The organism is Burkholderia sp. AU33423 (assembly GCF_002223135.1).
In the GTDB taxonomy this organism is placed as follows: Bacteria; Pseudomonadota; Gammaproteobacteria; order Burkholderiales; family Burkholderiaceae; genus Burkholderia; species Burkholderia lata_D.
This window is the reverse complement of the sequence record NZ_NKFH01000007.1, coordinates 440,686-460,758: the sequence shown is the minus strand read 5'-3', so window position 1 is coordinate 460,758 and position 20,073 is coordinate 440,686. Positions and strand designations below refer to the sequence as shown.

15 protein-coding genes, 2 pseudogenes and 1 riboswitch are annotated in these 20,073 nt (G+C 62.4%); of the genes and pseudogenes, 8 read left to right on the top strand and 9 right to left on the bottom strand.

The window, feature by feature from the left end; translation table 11 throughout:
* Positions 1 to 32: 32 nt before the first annotated feature.
* Entirely contained in the window at positions 33 to 1,325 is a 1,293-nt protein-coding gene (locus CFB50_RS20560) for an MFS transporter (RefSeq protein ID WP_089448378.1), read from the bottom strand.
* 321 nt (positions 1,326 to 1,646) lie between these two features.
* Here CFB50_RS20560 and CFB50_RS20555 point away from each other — a divergent pair, with 321 nt between their 5' ends.
* Together CFB50_RS20555 and CFB50_RS20550 are read left to right on the top strand one after the other, a co-directional pair.
* Positions 1,647 to 3,131 (top strand): DNA-3-methyladenine glycosylase 2 family protein, encoded by a 1,485-nt coding sequence (locus tag CFB50_RS20555; RefSeq protein WP_089447046.1) that lies wholly within the window; start codon positions 1,647 to 1,649, stop codon positions 3,129 to 3,131.
* Entirely contained in the window at positions 3,128 to 3,661 is a 534-nt protein-coding gene (locus tag CFB50_RS20550; RefSeq protein ID WP_089447045.1) for a methylated-DNA--[protein]-cysteine S-methyltransferase, read from the top strand. Before CFB50_RS20555 ends, CFB50_RS20550 begins: the two co-directional genes overlap by 4 nt.
* A 19-nt stretch (positions 3,662 to 3,680) precedes the next feature.
* On the opposite strand, the gene CFB50_RS20545 is transcribed toward CFB50_RS20550, so the two are convergent.
* A complete protein-coding gene (locus tag CFB50_RS20545; protein ID WP_089447044.1) occupies positions 3,681 to 4,499 on the bottom strand; it encodes an AraC family transcriptional regulator in 819 nt (272 codons plus the stop codon).
* A 77-nt stretch (positions 4,500 to 4,576) separates the two neighbouring features.
* Between CFB50_RS20545 and panB the strand changes: the two genes are divergently transcribed.
* Complete coding sequence (gene panB / locus CFB50_RS20540; RefSeq protein ID WP_089447043.1) at positions 4,577 to 5,434, top strand: 3-methyl-2-oxobutanoate hydroxymethyltransferase; 858 nt, start codon at positions 4,577 to 4,579, stop codon at positions 5,432 to 5,434.
* 59 nt (positions 5,435 to 5,493) lie between these two features.
* On the opposite strand, the gene CFB50_RS20535 is transcribed toward panB, so the two are convergent.
* Positions 5,494 to 5,985 (bottom strand): Lrp/AsnC family transcriptional regulator, encoded by a 492-nt coding sequence (locus tag CFB50_RS20535; protein ID WP_089447042.1) that lies wholly within the window; start codon positions 5,983 to 5,985, stop codon positions 5,494 to 5,496.
* Between the two features lie 156 nt (positions 5,986 to 6,141).
* Between CFB50_RS20535 and glmS the strand changes: the two genes are divergently transcribed.
* Positions 6,142 to 7,971, top strand: coding sequence for a glutamine--fructose-6-phosphate transaminase (isomerizing) (gene glmS / locus CFB50_RS20530; protein ID WP_089447041.1), 1,830 nt, complete (start codon positions 6,142 to 6,144; stop codon positions 7,969 to 7,971).
* Between the two features lie 418 nt (positions 7,972 to 8,389).
* Here glmS and CFB50_RS40100 read toward each other — a convergent pair whose 3' ends face one another.
* A complete protein-coding gene (locus CFB50_RS40100) occupies positions 8,390 to 8,746 on the bottom strand; it encodes a hypothetical protein (protein WP_256979166.1) in 357 nt (118 codons plus the stop codon).
* 901 nt (positions 8,747 to 9,647) lie between these two features.
* On the opposite strand from CFB50_RS40100, the gene CFB50_RS20520 reads away from it, so the two are divergent.
* Positions 9,648 to 10,556: a peptide ABC transporter permease gene (locus CFB50_RS20520; protein ID WP_089447039.1), complete on the top strand. Its 909-nt coding sequence runs from the start codon at positions 9,648 to 9,650 to the stop codon at positions 10,554 to 10,556.
* A gap of 186 nt (positions 10,557 to 10,742) precedes the next feature.
* On the opposite strand, the gene CFB50_RS20515 is transcribed toward CFB50_RS20520, so the two are convergent.
* Together CFB50_RS20515 and tnpC are read right to left on the bottom strand one after the other, a co-directional pair.
* Positions 10,743 to 11,339 carry a plasmid pRiA4b ORF-3 family protein gene (locus tag CFB50_RS20515; RefSeq protein WP_089445534.1) on the bottom strand — a complete coding sequence of 199 codons (597 nt, stop codon included), beginning with the start codon at positions 11,337 to 11,339 and terminating at the stop codon, positions 10,743 to 10,745.
* 38 nt (positions 11,340 to 11,377) lie between these two features.
* A pseudogene (gene tnpC, locus CFB50_RS20510) lies at positions 11,378 to 12,559 on the bottom strand (IS66 family transposase); the annotation flags it as partial.
* A 142-nt stretch (positions 12,560 to 12,701) separates the two neighbouring features.
* Between tnpC and istA the strand changes: the two are divergent.
* From istA to CFB50_RS20495, 3 genes and pseudogenes are all read left to right on the top strand, one after another.
* Positions 12,702 to 14,180 (top strand): IS21 family transposase, encoded by a 1,479-nt coding sequence (gene istA / locus CFB50_RS20505; protein WP_373452940.1) that lies wholly within the window; start codon positions 12,702 to 12,704, stop codon positions 14,178 to 14,180.
* Positions 14,173 to 14,970 (top strand): IS21-like element helper ATPase IstB, encoded by a 798-nt coding sequence (gene istB, locus CFB50_RS20500; RefSeq protein WP_060091270.1) that lies wholly within the window; start codon positions 14,173 to 14,175, stop codon positions 14,968 to 14,970. The genes istA and istB overlap by 8 nt, the downstream gene beginning before the upstream one ends.
* Positions 14,971 to 15,051: 81 nt before the next feature.
* Positions 15,052 to 15,387, top strand: a pseudogene (locus CFB50_RS20495) (transposase); the annotation flags it as partial.
* Positions 15,388 to 15,704: 317 nt separating this feature from the next.
* Here CFB50_RS20495 and CFB50_RS20490 read toward each other — a convergent pair.
* From CFB50_RS20490 to CFB50_RS40095, 3 genes are all read right to left on the bottom strand, one after another.
* Positions 15,705 to 16,517 carry a hypothetical protein gene (locus CFB50_RS20490; RefSeq protein WP_089447038.1) on the bottom strand — a complete coding sequence of 271 codons (813 nt, stop codon included), beginning with the start codon at positions 16,515 to 16,517 and terminating at the stop codon, positions 15,705 to 15,707.
* A gap of 220 nt (positions 16,518 to 16,737) precedes the next feature.
* On the bottom strand, positions 16,738 to 17,073 hold the full coding sequence (locus tag CFB50_RS39565) for a hypothetical protein (RefSeq protein ID WP_179254207.1): 336 nt from the start codon (positions 17,071 to 17,073) through the stop codon (positions 16,738 to 16,740).
* Between the two features lie 42 nt (positions 17,074 to 17,115).
* A riboswitch (SAM-I-IV-variant riboswitch) is annotated at positions 17,116 to 17,219 on the bottom strand.
* 152 nt (positions 17,220 to 17,371) lie between these two features.
* On the bottom strand, positions 17,372 to 19,006 hold the full coding sequence (locus tag CFB50_RS40095; protein WP_144020674.1) for a phenylacetate--CoA ligase family protein: 1,635 nt from the start codon (positions 19,004 to 19,006) through the stop codon (positions 17,372 to 17,374).
* Between the last annotated feature and the right edge of the window lie 1,067 nt (positions 19,007 to 20,073).

The window sequence follows — 20,073 nt, the reverse complement described above, 5'->3', positions numbered from 1 at the left end:
GCGCGTTCGTTTGCCGACACGCGATTACACGATTACGCGTCGAGCTGCGCAGGCTTCATCTTCGGCGTGAGCACGTGCATCACGCCCAACGCGATCAGGTAGGCCGACGCACCGATCGCGAACAGCACCCAGTAGTGGCCCGTACGCTGCAGCACCTGGCCGATCACTTCCGAGAACAGCACGCCGCCGATCGAACCGGCCATCCCGCCGATGCCGACCACCGATGCCACCGCGCGGCGCGGGAACAGGTCGGACGCCGTCGTGAACAGGTTCGCCGACCAGCCCTGGTGCGCGGCGGCGGCGAGCCCGACGATCAGCACCGCGGCCCACAGGCTCTGCACCTGCGACACGAACGCGATCGGCAGCACGCAGCATGCGCAGATCAGCATCGCGGTCTTGCGCGCGCCGTTCACGCTCCAGCCTGCGCGCAGCAGCATCGACGACAGCCAGCCGCCGCCGATGCTGCCGACCGTCGTCAGCGCATAGATGCAGACGAGCGGCAGGCCGATGTGCTGCATGTCCATCCCGCGCGATTCGTTGAGCCACTTCGGCAGCCAGAACAGGTAGAACCACCACACCGGGTCGGTCAGGAACTTGCCGATCAGGAACGCCCACGTCTCGCGCTTGCGGATCAGTTCGCCCCAGCGCGGCGCGCCGGCGTTCGCGTTCGCCGCGTCGAGCGCTTCCGCTTCGTCGCGCGGCTCGTCGTACTCCGCGGCGAGCGCGCGCGTATCGGCCTGGCGATAGAGCACGAGCCAAACCGCGAGCCACACGATGCCGATCGCACCGACGATCACGAACGCCGCGCGCCAGCCGTAGGCCACCGCGATCGCCGGGATGATCGCCGGCGCGAACACGGCGCCGATGTTCGCGCCCGAGTTGAAGATGCCGGTGGCGAGCGCGCGTTCGCGGCGCGGAAACCATTCGGCCGTCGTCTTGATCGCGGCCGGGAAGTTGCCGCCCTCGCCGATCCCGAGCAGCGCGCGCACGAACGCGAAGCCCATCACCGAGCCGACCGCCGCGTGCAGCATCGCGGCGATGCTCCACACCAGCATCGCCAGCGCGTATGAAATGCGCGTGCCGAGCCGGTCGACGATGCGTCCGAAGCCGAGCAGGCCCAGCGCGTAGAACGCGGAAAACGCCATCACGATGCGGCCGTACTGCACCTGGCTCCAGCCGATGTCGTGCTGGAGCATCGGCGCGAGCAGGCCGAGGATCTGCCGATCCATGTAGTTGATGACGGTCGCGAAAAACAGCAGCGCACAGACGGTCCAGCGGTAGCGGCTGGCGGCAGCGCGCACGGCGCCGACGACGGCAGATTGCATGATTGTCTCCGATTCGCGGCCGCGCCCGTCGCGCCGCACGATGTTCGTTGACCGGCGACCGGCGCCGGGGCGGACGGCGGCGCGCCTGTCGCGCACGACCGATTCCGTCGATCAATCTGGAAAACGTTTTTCAAAGGATAGGTCGTGCGCCAGTGCCCTGTCAGTCGGGGATTTCGATGAGTCATCTCAAATTGGCTGCGGCAAAAGAGACGACTGTTTCACTACATGGCATTAACCGTTTTTCCGGGATTTTCCTGACCGGCGCGCGCGAGGACGGCCGCCGAGACACATGTCCGATTCCAGCCAGAATCGGCGGGCGGGATGGTTTACAGTCGTCTCATGCGCCTCGATCCCGACACCTGCTACGACGCCCTGCTTTCGCGGAACCGCCGCTTCGACGGCTGGTTCTTCGTCGGCGTCGCGACGACGGGCGTGTATTGCCGCCCCGTGTGCCCGGTGAAGCCGCCGAAGGCGCAGAACTGCAGCTACTACCCGAGCGCCGCGGCCGCCGAGAAAGCCGGCTTTCGACCCTGCATGCGCTGCCGCCCCGAGCTCGCGCCCGGCCACGGGCTGCTCGACCTGTCCGGCACGCTCGCCGACGCGGCCGCCACGCTGATCGAGGACGGTTTCCTGAACGCCCATTCCGTCGATGCGCTCGCGCAGCGCGTCGGCGTGACCGAACGCCACCTGCGCCGGATCTTCGGCGCGCAGTTCGGCGTGTCGCCGGTCGAGTTCGCGCAAACGCACCGGCTGCTGATGGCCAAGCGGCTGCTGACCGATACCGCGCTGCCGGTGGCCGTCGTCGCGTCCACGGCCGGGTTCGGCAGCGTGCGGCGCTTCAACGACCTGTTCCTGCAGCGTTACGGCCTCAATCCACTCCGGCTGCGCAAAGGAGCCCGCGCGTCGGCCGATGGCGACATGACGTTTCCGCTGCCGTATCGCCCGCCGTTCGCCTGGGACGACCTGATGCGCTTTCTCGCGCAGCGGCAGATCGACGGTGTCGAGCGGATCGATGCGCAGGGTTATGCGCGTGTCGTCGAACTGCCGAACGGGAACGGGAGCACCAACGTCGATAACGGGCGCGTGGCCGGCTGGTTGTCCGTCGCGCACGTGCCGCAGCGCTTCGCGCTGGCCGTCACCGTATCGCCCGCGTTGACGCCGGTCGTACCGGCCGTGCTCGCGCGTGTGCGGCGGCTGTTCGATCTCGACAGCCGCCCCGACGTGATCGACGCGCATCTCGGCGAACTCGCGAGCGGCTCGCCGGGCCTGCGAGTCCCCGGCGCGTTCGACGGCATCGAGATCGCGATCCGTGCGATCGCGGGCGAACGGCTTGCGGCGACGCATGCGGGCACGCCGGTGCTGGCACGCATCGCCGAACGTTTCGGCACATCGATCGAAGGCGCGCCGCCTGGCCTCACGCACGCGCTGCCCGCCGCCGCGACGCTGGCTGCCCTGCCGCCTTCCGCCCTCGAAACGATCGGCATCGCGCGCGAACCCGCACAGGCGATCGTGTCGCTCGCCCGCGCAGTCGACGACGGCACGCTCTCACTCGAACCGATGGCGCCGCTCGACACGACGCTTGACGCACTGCGTGCGCTGCCCGGCTTCGACGAGCACGCGGTGCAGTACGTCGCGATGCGCGCGATGGCCTGGCCGAATGCGTTCCCGGCCGACGATGCGTGGCTGCCCGCGCGCACCGAACGCGCCCGTGTGCCATCATCCGCGCCGCATGCGGCGCGCTGGGCGCCGTGGCGCGCGTATGCCGCACTGCACGTGTGGCGCCTTCATGGAGATGTGTTGCGATGACACCCGCTCACCTGATTCCGAGCCCGCTGGGCGACATCGCCGTACGCATCGAGGACGATGCGCTGACCGGCCTCTACTTCGTCGGCCAGAAATACTTCCCGCCGGTTGCGATCGTGACCGAAGCGGACGCGCTCGCGATGTCGCCGCTTGCGCGCCAGGTCGCGGAAGAAGTCGCCGAGTACTTCACCGGCATGCGGGAAACGTTCTCAGTGCCGATTCACCTCCGCGGCACCGCGTTTCAGCGACGGGTATGGAAGGAACTGCTCGCGATTCCGTTCGGCGAACTCGTGACGTACGGCGACATCACCGAGCGCGTCGGGTTGCCGATGAGCGGCGCGCGCGCCGTGGGCGGTGCGGTCGGCCGGAACCCGGTGTCGATCATGGTGCCGTGCCATCGCGTGGTTGGCGCGTCGGGCAGCCTGACCGGCTATGCGGGCGGCATCGATCGCAAGCGCGCGCTGCTGTCGCTAGAAGGTGCGGGGTTCGCGCGCGGCGCCCACCATCCGGTGCAGCAAGCGCTCGCGTTCTGAGTAGTAATACGCGACCGCGTCACGCGTTCAGCACGGGCCGGCGCGCTTCACGCTTCGCATACGCGCCGGGCGTCACCTGGAATTTCGCCTGGAACAGCGCGATGAACGACGACGTCGAGTCGTAGCCCAGTTGCGCGGCCACCGCGCCGATCGGCTCGCCCGCATCGAGCAGCGGCAGCGACGCCAGCAGCCGCACCGCCTGCCGCCATTCGGTAAACGACAGCCCCGTGTCCTGCCGGAACAGCCGCGACAGCGTGCGTCGCGTCGCGCCGACCTGATGCCCCCATTCGTCGAGATTGCGCGTATCGCCGGGATCCGCATGCAACGCACGCGCGATTTTCAGCAGACGCGGATCGCGCGGCAGCGGCACCGTCAGCGGCGCCTGCCGCATCCGTGCGATCCGGTCGGCGATCAGGCAGACGAGCGCACCGTCCGGCCCCGTCTCGTCGTAATTCACCGGCAATTCCGCCATGGCGAGCACCAGCTCGCGCAGCAGCGGCGTCATGCAGAGGATCGCGCAATCGTCGTGCACGTCGTCGCGCGCGATCGCGGCATCGAGATACAGGCTGTGGAACGCGACACAGTCGCGCGTCGACACTGCATGCGGCACGTGCGGCGGAATCCACATCGCATAGTGCGGCGGCAGCAGGTGCCGGCCCGACGGCGTCGATACCTCGAGCACCCCGCTCGTCGCATACATCAGCTGCGCCCACGGATGACTGTGCGCGTCGATGCTCACGTTGCCGGGAATCCCGAACGCACGCACGTACAGCGGCCTCGGCAGGCGTGCCATCCGCGGCACCGCGTAAGGATCACCCGATTGTCCCGCCAGCACCATAAGACGTCCTCCGAAGGTCATTGCACGAACGAGCGCGATGCTACCGTGGCGGCTCTTCCTTCACACGGCTTCCGTTCATGAGCGCTCATACCCGCACCACCCGCAAGACCGTTACCGCGATCCGTTCGACCAAGGGCATCGGCAGCCTCGTGTCGCTGACCGCGTATTCCGCGCCGATGGCGAAGCTCGTCGACGAGGTGGCCGACGTGATCATCGTCGGCGACTCCGTCGGCATGGTGCTGTACGGGATGCCCGATACGCTGCGCGTCACGCTCGACATGATGATTGCACACGGTGCAGCCGTCGTGCGCGGGGCCGCGCAGGCCTGCGTCGTCGTCGACCTGCCGTTCTCGACGTACCAGGAATCGCCCGCGCAAGCGTATCGCTCCGCCGCGCGCCTGCTCGCCGAAACCGGCGCACAGGGCGTGAAGCTCGAAGGCGGCAGCGAGATGGCCGACACGATCCGCTTCCTGACCGAGCGCGGCATCCCGGTGATGGCGCACGTCGGCCTCATGCCGCAGCAGGCCAACGCGACGGGCGGCTTCCGCGCGCAGGGGATGGACCCGCGCTCGGCCGCGCAGGTGTTCGACGCCGCGTGTTCGGCGGAACGGGCCGGCGCGTTCAGCGTCGTCGTCGAAGGCACCGCCGAAGCGCTTGCGCGCCATATCACCGAAACGCTCACGATCCCGACGATCGGCATCGGCGCATCGCCCGCGTGCGACGGGCAGGTGCTCGTGACCGAGGACATGATCGGCGCATTCGATGCGTACACGCCGCGTTTCGTGAAGCGCTATGCCGATGCGAATGCGGTGATGCGCGACGCGATCCGTCAGTACGCGCACGACGTGCGGCAGCGTGTGTTTCCGGAACCGGCGCATTGCTTCGGGTATGGCAAGCCGCTGCAACTGGTGGGCGCGGCTGACGCGGCTGCGTGATGACGTGATGACGTCGCGAAGGCATTCGCGAACGCATGGCGAATGATCGCGCGATCACCTCATACGCGCTTGCGCATCGCGTGCGTGACTCGCGCGTTCGCTTCGAACTTCGCGCGATGCGTCGAGAAGAACGTCCGCACGTTGCGGACGTTCGATGCGCCGGTGAACAGCCGCCGCGCGAATTCGTCGTATTCGGCGACGTCGGCCAGATCGGCCACCACCACGAAATCCGGCCCCGGCGACACGCGATAGCACTGCGTGACGGCCGGCTCCGCGCATACGTACGCTTCGAACGCGTCGTAGTCTTCGGCTGTCTGCCGGTCGAGGCTGATCTCGATCAACGCGGTGACGGCCGTGCCGATCGCCACCGGATCGAGCACCGCGACTTGCCGGCGGATCACGCCGGCTTCCGTCAGCCGGCGCACGCGACGCATGCAGGTGGGCGGTGACGACAGCGCCCGCTCGGCCAGTTGCAGGTTCGACACCGATGCGTCGTCCTGCAGGATCGCGAGGATGCGCAGGTCGAGATCGTCGACGGTGATGCCGGCCATTCGCGGCTCCTTCCGGTCAGGGCATGAAATTTAATTTCAACATGATAGACGATCTACCATTCGTTTCATTTATCATTGTATTTTGAAATTTAATTCCATTTGGCTCGCCCTACCATCGCTCTCACTGATCCAGACAGGACATTTACGGAGCTCGATATGTGTGGAATTGTCGGGGCGGTCGCCCAGCGGGACATCCTGCCGAACCTGGTCGACGGCCTGAAGCGGCTCGAATACCGCGGCTACGATTCGTGCGGCGTCGTGGTGTACCGCGACCGGGCGCTGGCGCGCGCCCGCAGCGTCGATCGTGTGGCCAACCTGCAGCGCGAGATCGCCGAGCATGCGCTGTCGGGCTACACCGGCATCGCGCATACGCGCTGGGCCACGCACGGCGCGCCCGTCACGCTCAACGCCCATCCGCACTTCTCGCCGAGCGACGCCAATGCGCGCATCGCGCTGTCGCATAACGGGATCATCGAGAACTGCGATCAACTGCGTGCCGAACTGCAGGCGCATGGCTACGTGTTCGCGAGCCAGACCGACAGCGAGGCGATCGCGCACCTGATCGATCATCTGTACGACGGCGACCTGTTCGATGCAGTGCGGCGTGCGGTCGCGCGACTGCGCGGCAGCTATGCGATCGCGGTGATGTGCCGCGACGAGCCGCACCGGATCGTCGGTGCGCGTGATGGCATGCCGCTCGTCGTGGGTGTCGGCGAAGGCGAGAATTTTCTGGCGTCGGATGCGATTGCGCTGTCGGGGATTACCGATCGCATCGCTTACCTCGAGAACGGGGATGTTGCCGATATCCAGCTGCATCGCTACTGGATCGTCGATGCGGCCGGCCAGCGTGTCGAGCGCGCGGTGCAGCGGGTCGCCGCGCATAGCGGTGCAGCCGATCTCGGGTCGTATCGCTACTACATGCAGAAGGAGATCTTCGAGCAGCCGCAGGCGGTGGCCGATACGTTGCTCGATGTTTCGTCGATCATGCCGGAGTTGTTTGGCGATGGTGCTTGGCGCGTGTTCAATGATGTCGATTCAGTATTGCTGCTCGCGTGTGGTGGCAGCTATCACGCGGCGCTCACGGCGAAGTACTGGATCGAGAGCATCGCGAAGCTGCCGGCCAGCGTGGAAATTGCCAGCGAGTTTCGGTATCGCGACAGTGTGCCGAATCCACGCACGTTGGTTGTCGCGGTGTCGCAGAGTGGCGAGACGGCCGATGTGCTCGGGGCGGTGCATGTCGCGAAGCGCAGCGGGATGATGCATACGCTCGCGATCTGCAACGTTGCGACGAGTGCGTTGATGCGGGAATGTGCGCTGCAGTTTGTCACTCGCGCGGGGATCGAGATCGGGGTGGCGTCGACGAAGGCTTTTACGACACAGCTCGTTGCGTTGTTTCTGCTGACGTTGTCGCTTGCGCAGGTGCGTGGGCGGTTGAGCGATGACGAAGAGAGGGAGCATCTGCGTGCGCTAAGACATCTGCCGGATGCAATGTCGAAAGTGCTCGCGCTCGAGCCGCAGATCATGGCCTGGTCGGAACTGCTCGCACGACGCGACAACATGCTGTTTCTCGGGCGCGGGATGCATTATCCGATCGCACTCGAGGGCGCGCTGAAGATGAAGGAGATTTCGTATATTCACGCGGAGGCTTATCCGGCGGGGGAGCTGAAGCATGGGCCGCTGGCGCTGGTGAGTAACGAAATGCCGGTGATTGCGGTTGCGCCGAACGACATGCTGCTTGAAAAGCTCCGGTCGAACATGCATGAGGTCAGTGCGCGGAATGGACGGCTTTTTGTGTTCGCGGATGTGGACTGTGGTCTGGTGCCGAGTGAGGGGATCGAGGTGATTCGGCTCAATGAATACTACGGGCCGCTTTCGCCGATTCTGCATACGGTGCCGATGCAACTGCTCGCGTATCACGCTGCGCTGGCAAGAGGGACGGATATCGATAAGCCAAGGAATCTGGCGAAGTCGGTGACGGTGGAGTGAGGGGCTCAGAGTCAGCGATTCGGTGGCAATCTGGATTAGAAGCGTTTACACGTAAACACTTCTATCGCGTCAGAAACCTATTTTTGGCTCCAAACGCTTGTTTTTGCGACGTAAACGCTTCTAATCCTGCAACGAAAAATTACCCATTTCAGAGGGGAAGTTCGGAAAAAGTTGCACCGAAATGATTCCATCAAGCGGGAGGTTCGTGTTCGCTAAAAATGAAAGTGTCCCGTAGCTCCAAATTGAAGCGTCCCGGAAGCTGGTCTCTTTTGCCGAAGGGGCCCACCCCATAATGCGCAGGACACTATTACAGACCACTGAGAATTCTTAGAAAATTTGTGGTTGTTGTCCTCCTCAAAATCTCCAAAATTCGACGGACAATTTCTGGGGGACGCTTTTACACGGCTGGCCGATTCTATCAACGCCCCCAACCGAGCTCTCTGAGAACGAATCCCGTTGCATGCAAGGCAAGCTCGGCGTCCTCGCTCGATACCTCCCGCAGGTCGAGGCGCTCACGCTCATTATCCTTCCCACGAGGGTGAAGAAGGTTGACGGTCTCGAGAGCCGCACGAATCAGCCGCCGCTCATTTTCGCCGATATGTTTTCCGATTGCGGTGAGGCATGGACCCAAGTCTTTGTGGATTGCTTTCTCGTCACCGGTCAATTGGCGCAACCACCGGCCGGCGAGAACTGCACACAGATTGCGGCACTGGTCTACCACAGAAGTCGGAGAATCTCGGTAAGCTACCTTCATGACGCGGTCGTAGGCATCCACGACCGATTTCTGATTTTCCTCCGGAATTTGTGCGATGTTAAGAGCAGGCAGTATGCCAAACGCAGACTCAGCTCGAAGAGTAACCAGCACATCCTGACTAACCGTTTGTTCAGTCTGCAATATCCGCCAAAGCGAATGTGCCCCTACGTGACCTATCGCAAGCTGAAGTCCCTCCCCTCGGTTCGCGCGTCCCAGCAATTCAGTGCAATGGATGAACACATTCAGTTCTTTAGGTACCCGACCGTCCGGCCGGCTCCGTCTACTGTCAGATAACGAATTAGGGTGAGCTTCGACGAAGACAAATTCCCGATTTGTCTTGGTGAATGACTGAAAAACACGGCCTCGTCGAACTCGAGACACTGGGTCAAACGAGTCCTCTCGGAAAATCCATCGGAACGGGTCGCTCAGCATACCGCGAGGCAAACTCTCGAGCTCGGACGGGGATTCGACGAGCGCACACTGCGAGATTATCGGTGCCGGGACTGTGAGATGGCTCGGATTCCCGGTGCCTTCATAGATGAGGCCATTTTCGTGTTCGATGCCAAGGCGGGACATAGTCTTTTCGGTCGACGGATGACCATCCAAATATATCCCATCGCAAGGATTGAAGCTTGGTACGTCACCGTTGTCCGCAACGTCCTGACCGCTCGACAGCAAGTGGGGTACAAATCAACGCGATGCGTCTCAACAGCCGCGCACGAGGTCGGCCGAGTAGGTGGAAGGTACTCCCGAAAATCTCGGAAGATATCTGCTATGATGGCCGTACGGCGTCAGCCTGAGTTGCGAGCGGCTCAAAACCGACATAAATTCTTCCCAGAATCAATGCTTACCAACCCTTGCGTGTTCTCGCAGGCGCGGTGCATGTAATCGCTCGATGCCCCGTGCCAGATTGGAGAATCGCATGGCTATTGGTATCAGTGCGCTTGCTTTCGCTGTTCGTAAACAGAGTGCCTCTCTGACCAAACCTCTTGTTCTTGGTCACGCGCAGCAACTGGTCGCCGCGGCACTCGGCTATAAATCTCTTGCTGCGCATCAAAACTCGCAAGAAGAACATCCGGACCTATCGCTCACACGACATATTGTGCTCGACGAAGCACTGCTTCTGCTGCGCGCTAGAGAGCTTGAAGTCGACTACGACAACGACGCTGTGGTTTCCCTGCTGACAGCAGCTCTGATGCATACCTTGCCGTGGGCCACCGTTCATCGAACCAAGGAAGCGTTCGACGATATGTTGAGGGACTACCTGGACCAGTCCGTTGTAAATCACAACGAAACCATAAGCCAAATGGCCATGTCCAATGGCACTCTCGGCGAGGTCTACCTGCCCTTCGAGACGTCGCTCGAGGAGGTACCATACGACGATGTCGGGGAGTTCCGCATTGTCGGACATGTCAGCATGAGGCAGGACCCTGACCGAGGGGATGTCGGACACGTTGTTCACGTGACGGCGTCGCTTTTTCTCACCCGTTACGGTAAGGTTTGCATCAGCGAGCCGACGTGCAGGTTGAACTCTGCGAAACTCGCATGGCTTGGAGATGACGTCTCGGATGGAGACGCACCCACGCTGACTCTTGCACTGGCACTAGCAGAAGAGCTCGGCATCGACCTAGAGGACGCGGAAATCCTTGCAGACGCAGAGATTTTGGCAAACGAAAGCAACGATGGTGGGCTAGTTTACTCGTATATCCTCCATGCGGAACACGTTGCTCCACCTGAACTCGCCGCCAAGCTATTGGCCAAATTCGATACGCTAGATATCGAATTGCCTGCGAGCTTCTACGACCGCGTCGAATGGTCGCCCTACGAATAGACAGAGCGGAGGCTACCGCCTCCGCACAGCACACAGCTCATTAATTGGGCGCGCTACAGTAGCTACGGTCGTCGGCGCTTGGCTTCTCATTCATACAGTTACCTTCTCGCGCTTACTCGTTGATTGCGACCGATTCGACGCCCTCAGTTGGGACGTAAGCGCGTCACCAGCACCGTCGTGACGGAGTTATCGATTACCCCATCGATTGGTCGCGAGTCGCATCAACGCGGCGTTGGCAGCACGCAAATCGAATAGCTCCGGGTCGAATCCTGGGCCGACCCATTGACGATAGTTATCCGCTTCTTCGCTGTCAGGCCTGTCGCGCAACGTGGTCAGGAACGTTTCATACCCTGGCGCACCGCCGACGTCTTCCGGTGGGCAAGCGCGAGCACCATCGATCACCCTGGACTCGCCCCACGACTCGTCTGCAATCGTCTCAACGCTTTCGACCACGATCTGGTGATCCCAGCCGTCTCCGAAGTCATAGCGGTAGAGAATGCGCGAGTCAGGTCGCAGGACTTTGTTCAGTTTGGTTTTCCGGTCGTCGAATGTCTTCGATCGATCCATGAACTCTAGTGCCGCATCGACATCGAACATGGCGTAGGTTTTGCCGTCGATCAGGAAGTCGTGCATGTGTGTGCTTTCCCATCCGAAGGCTGCTTGCAGAATGTGGTGTAACTTGCGCAGCGAGTCGGGTCCTTCGACTGTGATCCGGCGCCAGATAGGCGGTTGGATATACAGTAATTGCACGTGCAAGGTATAGCGCTGAAACGACTTGGCCATCTGATCTCCGAGGTCTGGGCATCAGTGGCATTATCCCTTCACGGCGTGGGAAGGGGCACCGTCCAGGGCAGCAGTTCGTCGATTCGGTTGATCGGGTGATCGGCGATGCGCGCCAGGACATGACGCAGGTACGCCTCGGGATCGATACCATTGAGCTTGGCCGTGCCGATCAGGCTGTAAATCGCGGCCGCACGTTCACCGCCGGAATCCGCGCCGGCGAACAGGTAGTTTCGTCGGCCCAGGGCAACGCCGCGCAGTGCCCGCTCGACCGGCAGATTGTCGATTTCCAATTGTCCGTCGTCACAGTAGCGCGTCAATGCTTCCCACCGGTTCAGGGCATAGAGGATGGCCTGACTCGTGTCCGATTTGCGCGAGAGTGTTGCCAGCGCGGCGTTCAGCCACACATGGAACTGTTCGAGCAATGGTTTGGCGTTCGTCTGCCGGTGCGCTTGCCGCTCGTCTGGCGGTTTGCCCCGGATCGCTTCTTCGACCTCGTAGAGCGCGCCGATGCGTTCCAGCGCCTCCTTGTTCAGCGCGTTGGGCCGCGCCGCATACAGATCGTAGAACTTGCGCCGGGCATGCGCCCAGCAAGCCGCCTCAAGTACCTTGCCGGTCTCGTAGATCTTCTGATAGCCGCCATAGGCATCGGCCTGCAGCGTCCCCTTGAACTTGGCCAGATGCTGTTGCGGATGCTCGCCACGGCGATCGGGGGTGTAGGCGAACCAGACTGCCGGTGGCGCCTTGTCGCCCGAGTTCCGGTCATCGCGCATATAGACCCATAGCCGCCCGGTTTTCGTCTTGCCATTGCCCGGCGCGAGCACCGGAACTGGCGTATCGTCGGCGTGCAGCTTCGTGGCTGCCATCACATGCAGGCGCAGCGCATTGACCAGCGGTTGCAGTAGCTTGGCACTGTGCCCCACCCATTTCGCCAGCAACGAGCGATCCAGTTCCACGCCTTCTCGGGCGTAGATCGCCGACTGGCGGTACAACGGCAGGTGATCGTTGAACTTCGCCACGAGCACATGCGCAAGTAGTCCCGGGCCGGCCTGACCCCGTTCGATGGGGCGGCTTGGCGCTGCCGCCTGTGCGATCTGATCGCAACAGGTGCAGGCCAGTTTCGGTCGAACATGGCGAATCACACGGAAGCTGGCCGCCACGTATTCCAGTTGCTCGGACACGTCTTCGCCGAGCGGCTTCATCTCGCCACCGCACGCCGTGCAGTGTTGATGTCCGCGCAGAACTGACCCACTAGAGCTGGAAATTTTCATCGAATTTTGACCCACGTGATTGAATGCTCTGCTCAATCTTTGAGCAGGGGATACAAAGGTGATCACGGTGGGTATATTGGCCAAGATCAGGCGGATGTATTTCCGCGAGAAGGTCCCGTTGCGCGAGATTGCGCGGCATACGGGCCTGTCCCGAAACACGGTGCGCCGCTGGCTGCGGCAGACTGATGCCGTCGAGCCGAAGTATCCGAAGCGCGTCAGCCCGAGCGTCATCGACGACTGGGCCGCACAGCTGACAGGTTGGCTGCGTGCCGACAGTCATCGCCCGAAGCGTGACCGGCGCACCGCCCGGTTCATGTTCGAGGCGATCCGCGCCGAGGGTTACGCCGGCAGCTACGGCCGGGTGAGCGCGTTCGTGAGGCGTTGGCACGAGGAGCAGGCTGAGGCGCCTCGCAGGCAGGCCTTCGTGCCGCTCGCCTTCGAACCCGGCGAAGCCTTCCAGTTTGACTGGAGCTGCGAATACGCTTTTATTGGCGGGCTGCGGCGACGCCTGGAGGTCGCCCACGTCAAACTTAACTCCAGCCGCGCGTTCTGGCTCGTCGCCTATCCCACACAGAGTCACGAGATGCTGTTCGATGCGCACGCCCGCGCGTTCGCCGCGTTCGGCGGCGTGCCGCGGCGCGGCATCTACGACAACATGAAGACCGCCGTGGACAAGGTTGGCCGCGGCAAGGAGCGTGCGGTCAACGCGCGCTTCGAAGCGATGTGCAGTCACTACCTGTTCGAGCCGGAGTTCTGCAACCGGGCTGCAGGCTGGGAGAAAGGCATCGTCGAGAAGAACGTTCAGGACCGGCGACGTCAGATCTGGCACGAAGCAGCGCTACGGCGCTGGGAAACGCTGGAGGTCCTGAACGAATGGGTCGCTGGTCAGTGTCGTGAGGCGTGGCACATGCGGCACCCGCAGTGGCCTGAGCTGACGGTCGAGGATGTGCTGCAGGACGAGCGTACCCGGCTGATGCCCAATCCACGGCCGTTTGACGGCTACATCGAGCAGACCCTGCGAGTCTCGTCGACCAGCCTGATTCACTTCCAGCGCAACCGCTACAGCGTGCCCACCGAGTACACGAACCAGCTGGTGAGCGTGCGCTGCTATCCGGCATATCTCAGCGTCGTCGCCAACGCCCAGGAGATCGCACGCCACGAACGCAGCTTCGAGCGGCACATGACCTTCTACGATTGGCGCCACTACGTCACGTTGGTCGAGCGCAAACCCGGCGCACTGCGCAACGGCGCGCCGTTCATCACGATGCCGCAGCCGCTGCAACTGCTGCAGCGGCATCTGCTGAAACACCCGGGCGGCGATCGCGTCATGACGCAGGTGCTCGCTGCGGTGCGCGAACACGGGCTCGATGCGGTGCTGCTCGCCGTACAGGCTGCGCTGGATTCAGGACGCCCCAGCGCAGAGCACGTCCTGAACGTGCTGAGCCGGCTGAAGGCGCCCGTCACGAATGGCAGCCTCGCCACGACGAAACTCCAGCTCAAGGAAGAGCCCGCGGCCGACGTGAGCCGTTACGAGACGCTGCGCGCCAACCCACCGGAGGATCGTCATGTCTAACGATATCGCGGCCCAGCTCAAGGGTCTTAAACTGCACGGCATGGCGAGCACGTGGCCGGAGCTGCTCGCGCAGTCGCGCCACACGGACTTCGAGCCGGAGCGCTTCATGAAGCAGCTGTTGATGGCTGAAACCGCCGAACGGCAGGTGCGCTCGATCGCCTATCAAATGACCGCTGCGCGCTTCCCGGCCCACCGCGACCTGAAGGGCTTCGACTTCGCGCAGGCACACGTCGACGAAGCGCTGGTGCGCGAACTGAGCGAGCTGTCGTTCCTCGAAAGCGCGCACAACGTCGTGTTCATCGGTGGTCCGGGCACTGGCAAGACGCACCTCGCCTCAGCGATCGGAATCGAAGCCGTACAGCGCCACGGCAAGCGTGTGCGCTACTTCTCGACCGTCGAGCTGACCAACGCCCTGGAGCAGGAGAAGTCCATCGGCAAACAAGGCCAGATCGCCCACAAGCTGATGTACGTCGATCTGGTGATTCTCGATGAGCTGGGCTATCTGCCGTTCAGCCAGACCGGTGGTGCATTGCTGTTCCATCTGCTCTCAAAGCTTTACGAGCACACGAGCGTCGCGATCACGACCAATCTCAGCTTCGGCGAGTGGGCGAGCGTGTTCGGGGATGCAAAGATGACGACAGCGCTGCTGGACCGCGTCACCCATCACTGCCACATCGTTGAAACGGGCAATGAATCGTGGCGCTTCAGGACCAGTTCTGCCAAGGCGAAGACGACAAGAAAGAGAGCAGCAAAACCAGCGGGTAACGAAGAGTTATCCACACCGGAATAGATGTACTACGCTGTCTCGGGGTGGGTCAGATTTAGATGAAATCGGTGGGTTAAGACTCGGTGGAAATCAACAGCCGTGGCGCTGGATGCGTTCGATACGAGTCCGTGGGGTAGGAAATACCCACCGATTGCCGCCCTCTGGCGCCGGGCCTGGGATCAGGTGATTCCGTTCTACGCCTTCGCGCCTGACATCCGGAAAATTGTATATACGACCAACGCGATCGAGTCGTTGCACATGCAGCTTCGGAAGATCATCAAGGCGCGGGGCCACTTCCCATCGGACGAGGCCGCGCTCAAACTGATCTGGCTGGCGCTGCGCAACGTCGTGGTCAAGTGGACCGGTTCCCGGCACGATTGGAAGAGCGCCATGACACAGTTCGCGCTGCTTTACCCGGAACGATTCAACATTGGAGTCTGAATCTCAACCCGCCTCACACACGAAATTCCGGATACCTCCTCCGATTTACCTCTACCCGACTTACTCAGCATCTCTTGGCGACCGGCCTGGTAACGCATGCGCGTTCAGCCAAGCGCGCAAGGCTTCACATCAGACGCAATATGAATGGCCCGGCACGACCCTGTATTGTCGGGAAGTGTCCGCAGTCTCCGCGACGGCCCATTGCGAGGACAAAGCCCAGGGCGTCACGAGTTGTTCCCCTCATGCGCGGCTCCTTCCAATCGAGGGGTGGCATCTGAGTTGCGCACGAGTCCTGCAGAAGCTGCGCAAGCAACCCGCTATTTCGACAGACTCAGCTTCTTCAACAACACCGCACCACTCGCCCGACTCACGAGCGAAATGGATTCGATATCCAGGTACAACCTCGAAGTCCTCGTCGTGATGTCGGTCGGCTCGTCGTTGCTCGGCTCGGCGTGCTCGATGTGTTCGGTCAGATACGGCCGGGCCAGGCGCCCGGAAAGCGCCAACACGAACCCGCCCTGCGTTTGCGCGTACGCAGCGGGTGACAGCCTCACGCTGCCGCGCACGGTGGACTTCCCGCCTTTTCCGGGATCAAGTTCGATGATGTCGATCTGCTGGATATAGCCTTTTGCCTTCGCCTCGGGTGCAATCACAAGCCCTTGCCCTCGCGGCCCGGTAATGACCTTTCTGAGCAGGATGCCTGTCCGGCCTTCGCCGTCGGCGTCGACCAGGTCGACGTTCACCTTCAACAGATGCTTCTGCGACTGATATCGCAGCCCGTACGACACCGGCACCAGGAAAGTGACCTCACGATCCAGGTTGACCGCGGCCAGGTCGGCGTTCTGGCCATGCTTGTCGGCCACGCCCGGGATCAGGCTGCGGACGCGATCGCTCAGGGATGGGGACGCGCTTTTGACGTGCAGCTTCTCGAGTGCTTCCCGAATCGCAACCGGATCGTCGCCGACAATCGGCCGCGTGAGCGATGTGTTGGCCGAAACGGCAGGCGCGACGCTCGCCGTTTCGTTGACATTGTCGGCCGCTGCACGCGTCGCGACCGGGGCCAGCATGATCGCCACGGCGACGACGCACGCGACATTCGGACGGCTCAACATGGATTTCCGGTGACGCACGACAAACTCCTGATTTTCTGGCGGATCGGTCGACGATGAGATTAGCAGGATCAAGCGATCGATACTGGACCAACCGGTCAGGTTCACCGATCGCCTGCGCGACACATCATAGGTTCATTGTCAGTTCGGCGGCAGGCCGGCGCGCCACACTATCGTATTGCCCAGACTACAACAATCCACGACAAGCGAGCAGCGGCGCGACGGGCAGGGGCCGTGACATTCAGTTGCCCGTCGCCGACCCACCCCGCACGAAATGATGCTCCACCCTCGTGCGCAGTACGCCATCGAGCGCGGCCAGTCGCTCGCGCAGTCGAACCGCTTGCCCTTCCGTCATTTCTCCAAGAACGATCTTTTGCTCGAGAACGTCACCACAGCGGGTGATGGCCCAACGGTCGACCGTGGCGGTTTCACCTTCGAGCACAGCCGCCGCGGTCGAGACGATGCCCGGATTCCGTCTCGACACGAGATGAACCGTATGCGTCAGCGTGAAACCGGGGAGGAAGTGTGACCAGTCTTCACAGACTGCGGGGCAGGAAGCAGCGGTATCTTGACGCATGGTTGCTCCGGATGAGTGGTTATCGAACCGGTGCCAGCCATGCTGCTCCCGCTTCGTTGCCGTAAATCGGCCGCATCGCCTCAGAGGCGTCCACCTTGCCCGGGAGGGCAGGTTGGCGTCGGAGAATCCGACTCTGGATGCTTGACTTCTCACGTTCGACATTCCGAACGTTGGGTTCATTATACCGAAAAACGGGTGGTGGGCAAGAAGCGCCCGGGAACAGTTCTTGGGCCGGATGGCGACGCCGACCCTTGCGCCGCCCGTCAGGCGACGCGTGTCCAAACGCATCGCCCCACCATCACGCAATGTACTTGTTCTTGATCCGAATATCCCGCCCCTGAAACGGCCCCGTATCGTGATCGTGCATGTGCACGATCACCTGTTTCGGATCGAACAACCGCGACACCTCGCGAAAGTCCTGATTCACGCGCTTCATGCCTTCGAACATCTCGCCGTGCAGCGCCGCATCGTCGAGCTGCACCGCCCCGTTCCCCAAAGCCCGCTCAAGATGGACATGCAGGAAGCTCGTCAACTGCGCATCCTCGGTCGTAGCAAGCTGGAACGTACTGACCGCGTCATGCAGCACCGGCGAAGCGGACAGAACCTGTTCGACATCCGACGGAAACACTTTCGCGCCATAGAACGGTACGCTCGAATCGTTACGCCCGTACACGAACAAGAACGGAAAATGGCTGGTGCGCGATGCGAAGTCTGTCAGGCGCATGCCATGCGCCGACAGACGCTTGTTCAGATCGCGGAATTTATACGTCCCACCGGCATCGCGAATGTTGTAGCGGATCTTCGGCGCCGCACCGGACTGCCGCCCGATCGTCACCAGCAGTTCGCCGTCCTCATTCGTCTCGATCACGTAGTCGAGCGCGTTGTACTGGAAGATCATCGGCGGCGAATCGCGCCCGAACAGTTCTCGGCACAACTCGGGGCGACTCAGCAACGCACGCCGCAAGCCGATCGTCGTCGGTGTCTCGACGCCGATATTGATCTCGAGGTCCGACGCGCCATACGACGAGATCACCGTGCTCGCCTTGCGCAGCAGGTGATCGCGCAACGCTTCCGACAACCCTTCCCCGCCGACGATGAAATCGATGTGATACGGCGTCAGGTCGAGATCGCATTCGTCGACCACCGAGCGGATAAACGGCGGGTAGCCGAATATCAGGTACTGGTACTTCGGCCCGAACAGCTTCAGCGTGTTGATCAACTTGGCCTTGTCCGGGCCGATCGACTTCATGATGCCGACGTCGACGAGCGACATCGATACGTTCATGCCGGTCGCCCATGGCCCGAGCGCAAAACAGTTCAGCAACATCTTGCCGGAGTCGCGAAACACCAGCTGATAGTTCAGCTGCAGGATGCGCTTGACGTCGCTGCGCTCGGCCGCGCTGCGCACCCAGTTGTTCGGTTGGCCGGTCGACCCCGATGACTCGTCGATGACGACACCCGACTTCGGAATCGCACCGCCATAGCAGCGCTGCTCGATCGAATAGCGCTTGATGTAGTTCTCCTTGGTCATGGCAGGCAGGTCCGAAAGCCGCCATGTGCCGCCGGCCTTATAGCCTTCGGCCTTCAGGAACTCGATATACGCAGGGCACGACGTGCTCGCCTTGAGGAATGCCACTCGGGCGCGCATGCGGCCGACATAAGCCAGGTAGGGCTGGAAGATCGGCGCGTTGAGGAACACATAGAGACGTCCGTCGACGCTGATCACGCGACGAAGAAACCAAAGCGTCCAGAGAATGGCTTCGAGAAAGAGGCGAATGAGCGTGTTCATGCGAATCTCGGCGAGTAGGACGGAACCGGCGCGTCGACGAGGATGTCGGCAAGCGCCCTGCGTTGGCTCTGCGGCGGCGTACGCGAGTAGCCGACCTTGAACACGAGCCATGCCCGGTCGACCCCGGTATGTGCGCTGAACCACGCTGCGGCGTCGGGGTTCGTGACCAGGTTGCCGTACGGATGCAAGTACAGGCCGAGACTCGTCAAAGCCAGCCAGAAGCGCAGCAGGAAACGGCCCGACTCGATCGCGTTCTCCGGGTTGAAGAAATCGCCACTCAACACGCCGATCGCGGGCACATGCCCCAGTTGCGATCGATACCGGCGCTTGAAATAGAAGCGCGTCGGCTTGAACATCAGGATTTTCGACAGCCGCGCGGACATCCAGAATTCCGCGCGCGACAGGTTCATGCAGCGCCAGTCGAGACCGTCGCGATGGCGAGCGGTCGAGCCTTCCGTGAAGCGAAACCAGGCAGTGATTTCGTCGTGGTAGTCCGCGACGTTCATGTCATGGAACACGGCGTCGATGTTCGTCGCGATGATCGGCTCGATCAGTTCCGCACCCGACAGGTGCGTATATCGATGCCCCCATTCGTCGGCCAGTGCCGCCAGTTGCGCGACGGCCGCGTCCGGTACCGGTGTCGGATCCATCGAAAGGCGTGACGTGCGGCGCGCCAGCATCAGCGCGGACGGATCGTCGCGCGATCCGTCCGCGTTGGCATTCGCGACGAGTCGCAACGCGGCGAACGGAATCAGCCCTGGCGGCGTAGGCCGCGACAGGATGACCGCGAATTCCTGCACCGGGCGATGCAGTTGCCATTCGACACGCAAGCCGTGCGGTGCCGCGAGCAGATCGATCGCGTCGATGAACATGCCCATCGCGGACAACAGGAACGAACCGGTCGTGTCCTCTTTCGGCAGCGTGCGCGTGCCGTCGATGAACAGCTCGGCGTAATCGTCCGAAATCAGTTGCACGCGCCACGGCTGAACGTTGTGCGGCGACGGTGCGTGTCGGGCCACGGACAGGATCGTGTGCCAGACAGTAAAGGCTTTGGTGGGAATCCCCGGCATATTTCGTGGCTTCCTTGTTGTTGTGCGGCTGATTGCCGTTATGAAGCGGGAACCGGCCCCTCTCAAGACCGGGTGAAGCTGTGCGCATCTTACATGACGACCCGGGTTTGCCTAATCTAGCGGCGTAGAAGGACTATGCCG

What these genes read in the sequence shown, in the direction of transcription:
- CFB50_RS20560 (WP_089448378.1), bottom strand. Translation starts at nt 1,325, where the DNA reads ATGCAATCTGCCGTCGTCGGCGCCGTGCGCGCTGCCGCCAGCCGCTAC.
- CFB50_RS20555 (WP_089447046.1), top strand. Translation starts at nt 1,647, where the DNA reads ATGGTTTACAGTCGTCTCATGCGCCTCGATCCCGACACCTGCTACGAC.
- CFB50_RS20550 (WP_089447045.1), top strand. Translation starts at nt 3,128, where the DNA reads ATGACACCCGCTCACCTGATTCCGAGCCCGCTGGGCGACATCGCCGTA.
- CFB50_RS20545 (WP_089447044.1), bottom strand. Translation starts at nt 4,499, where the DNA reads ATGGTGCTGGCGGGACAATCGGGTGATCCTTACGCGGTGCCGCGGATG.
- panB (WP_089447043.1), top strand. Translation starts at nt 4,577, where the DNA reads ATGAGCGCTCATACCCGCACCACCCGCAAGACCGTTACCGCGATCCGT.
- CFB50_RS20535 (WP_089447042.1), bottom strand. Translation starts at nt 5,985, where the DNA reads ATGGCCGGCATCACCGTCGACGATCTCGACCTGCGCATCCTCGCGATC.
- glmS (WP_089447041.1), top strand. Translation starts at nt 6,142, where the DNA reads ATGTGTGGAATTGTCGGGGCGGTCGCCCAGCGGGACATCCTGCCGAAC.
- CFB50_RS20520 (WP_089447039.1), top strand. Translation starts at nt 9,648, where the DNA reads ATGGCTATTGGTATCAGTGCGCTTGCTTTCGCTGTTCGTAAACAGAGT.
- CFB50_RS20515 (WP_089445534.1), bottom strand. Translation starts at nt 11,339, where the DNA reads ATGGCCAAGTCGTTTCAGCGCTATACCTTGCACGTGCAATTACTGTAT.
- istA (WP_373452940.1), top strand. Translation starts at nt 12,702, where the DNA reads ATGTATTTCCGCGAGAAGGTCCCGTTGCGCGAGATTGCGCGGCATACG.
- istB (WP_060091270.1), top strand. Translation starts at nt 14,173, where the DNA reads ATGTCTAACGATATCGCGGCCCAGCTCAAGGGTCTTAAACTGCACGGC.
- CFB50_RS39565 (WP_179254207.1), bottom strand. Translation starts at nt 17,073, where the DNA reads ATGCGTCAAGATACCGCTGCTTCCTGCCCCGCAGTCTGTGAAGACTGG.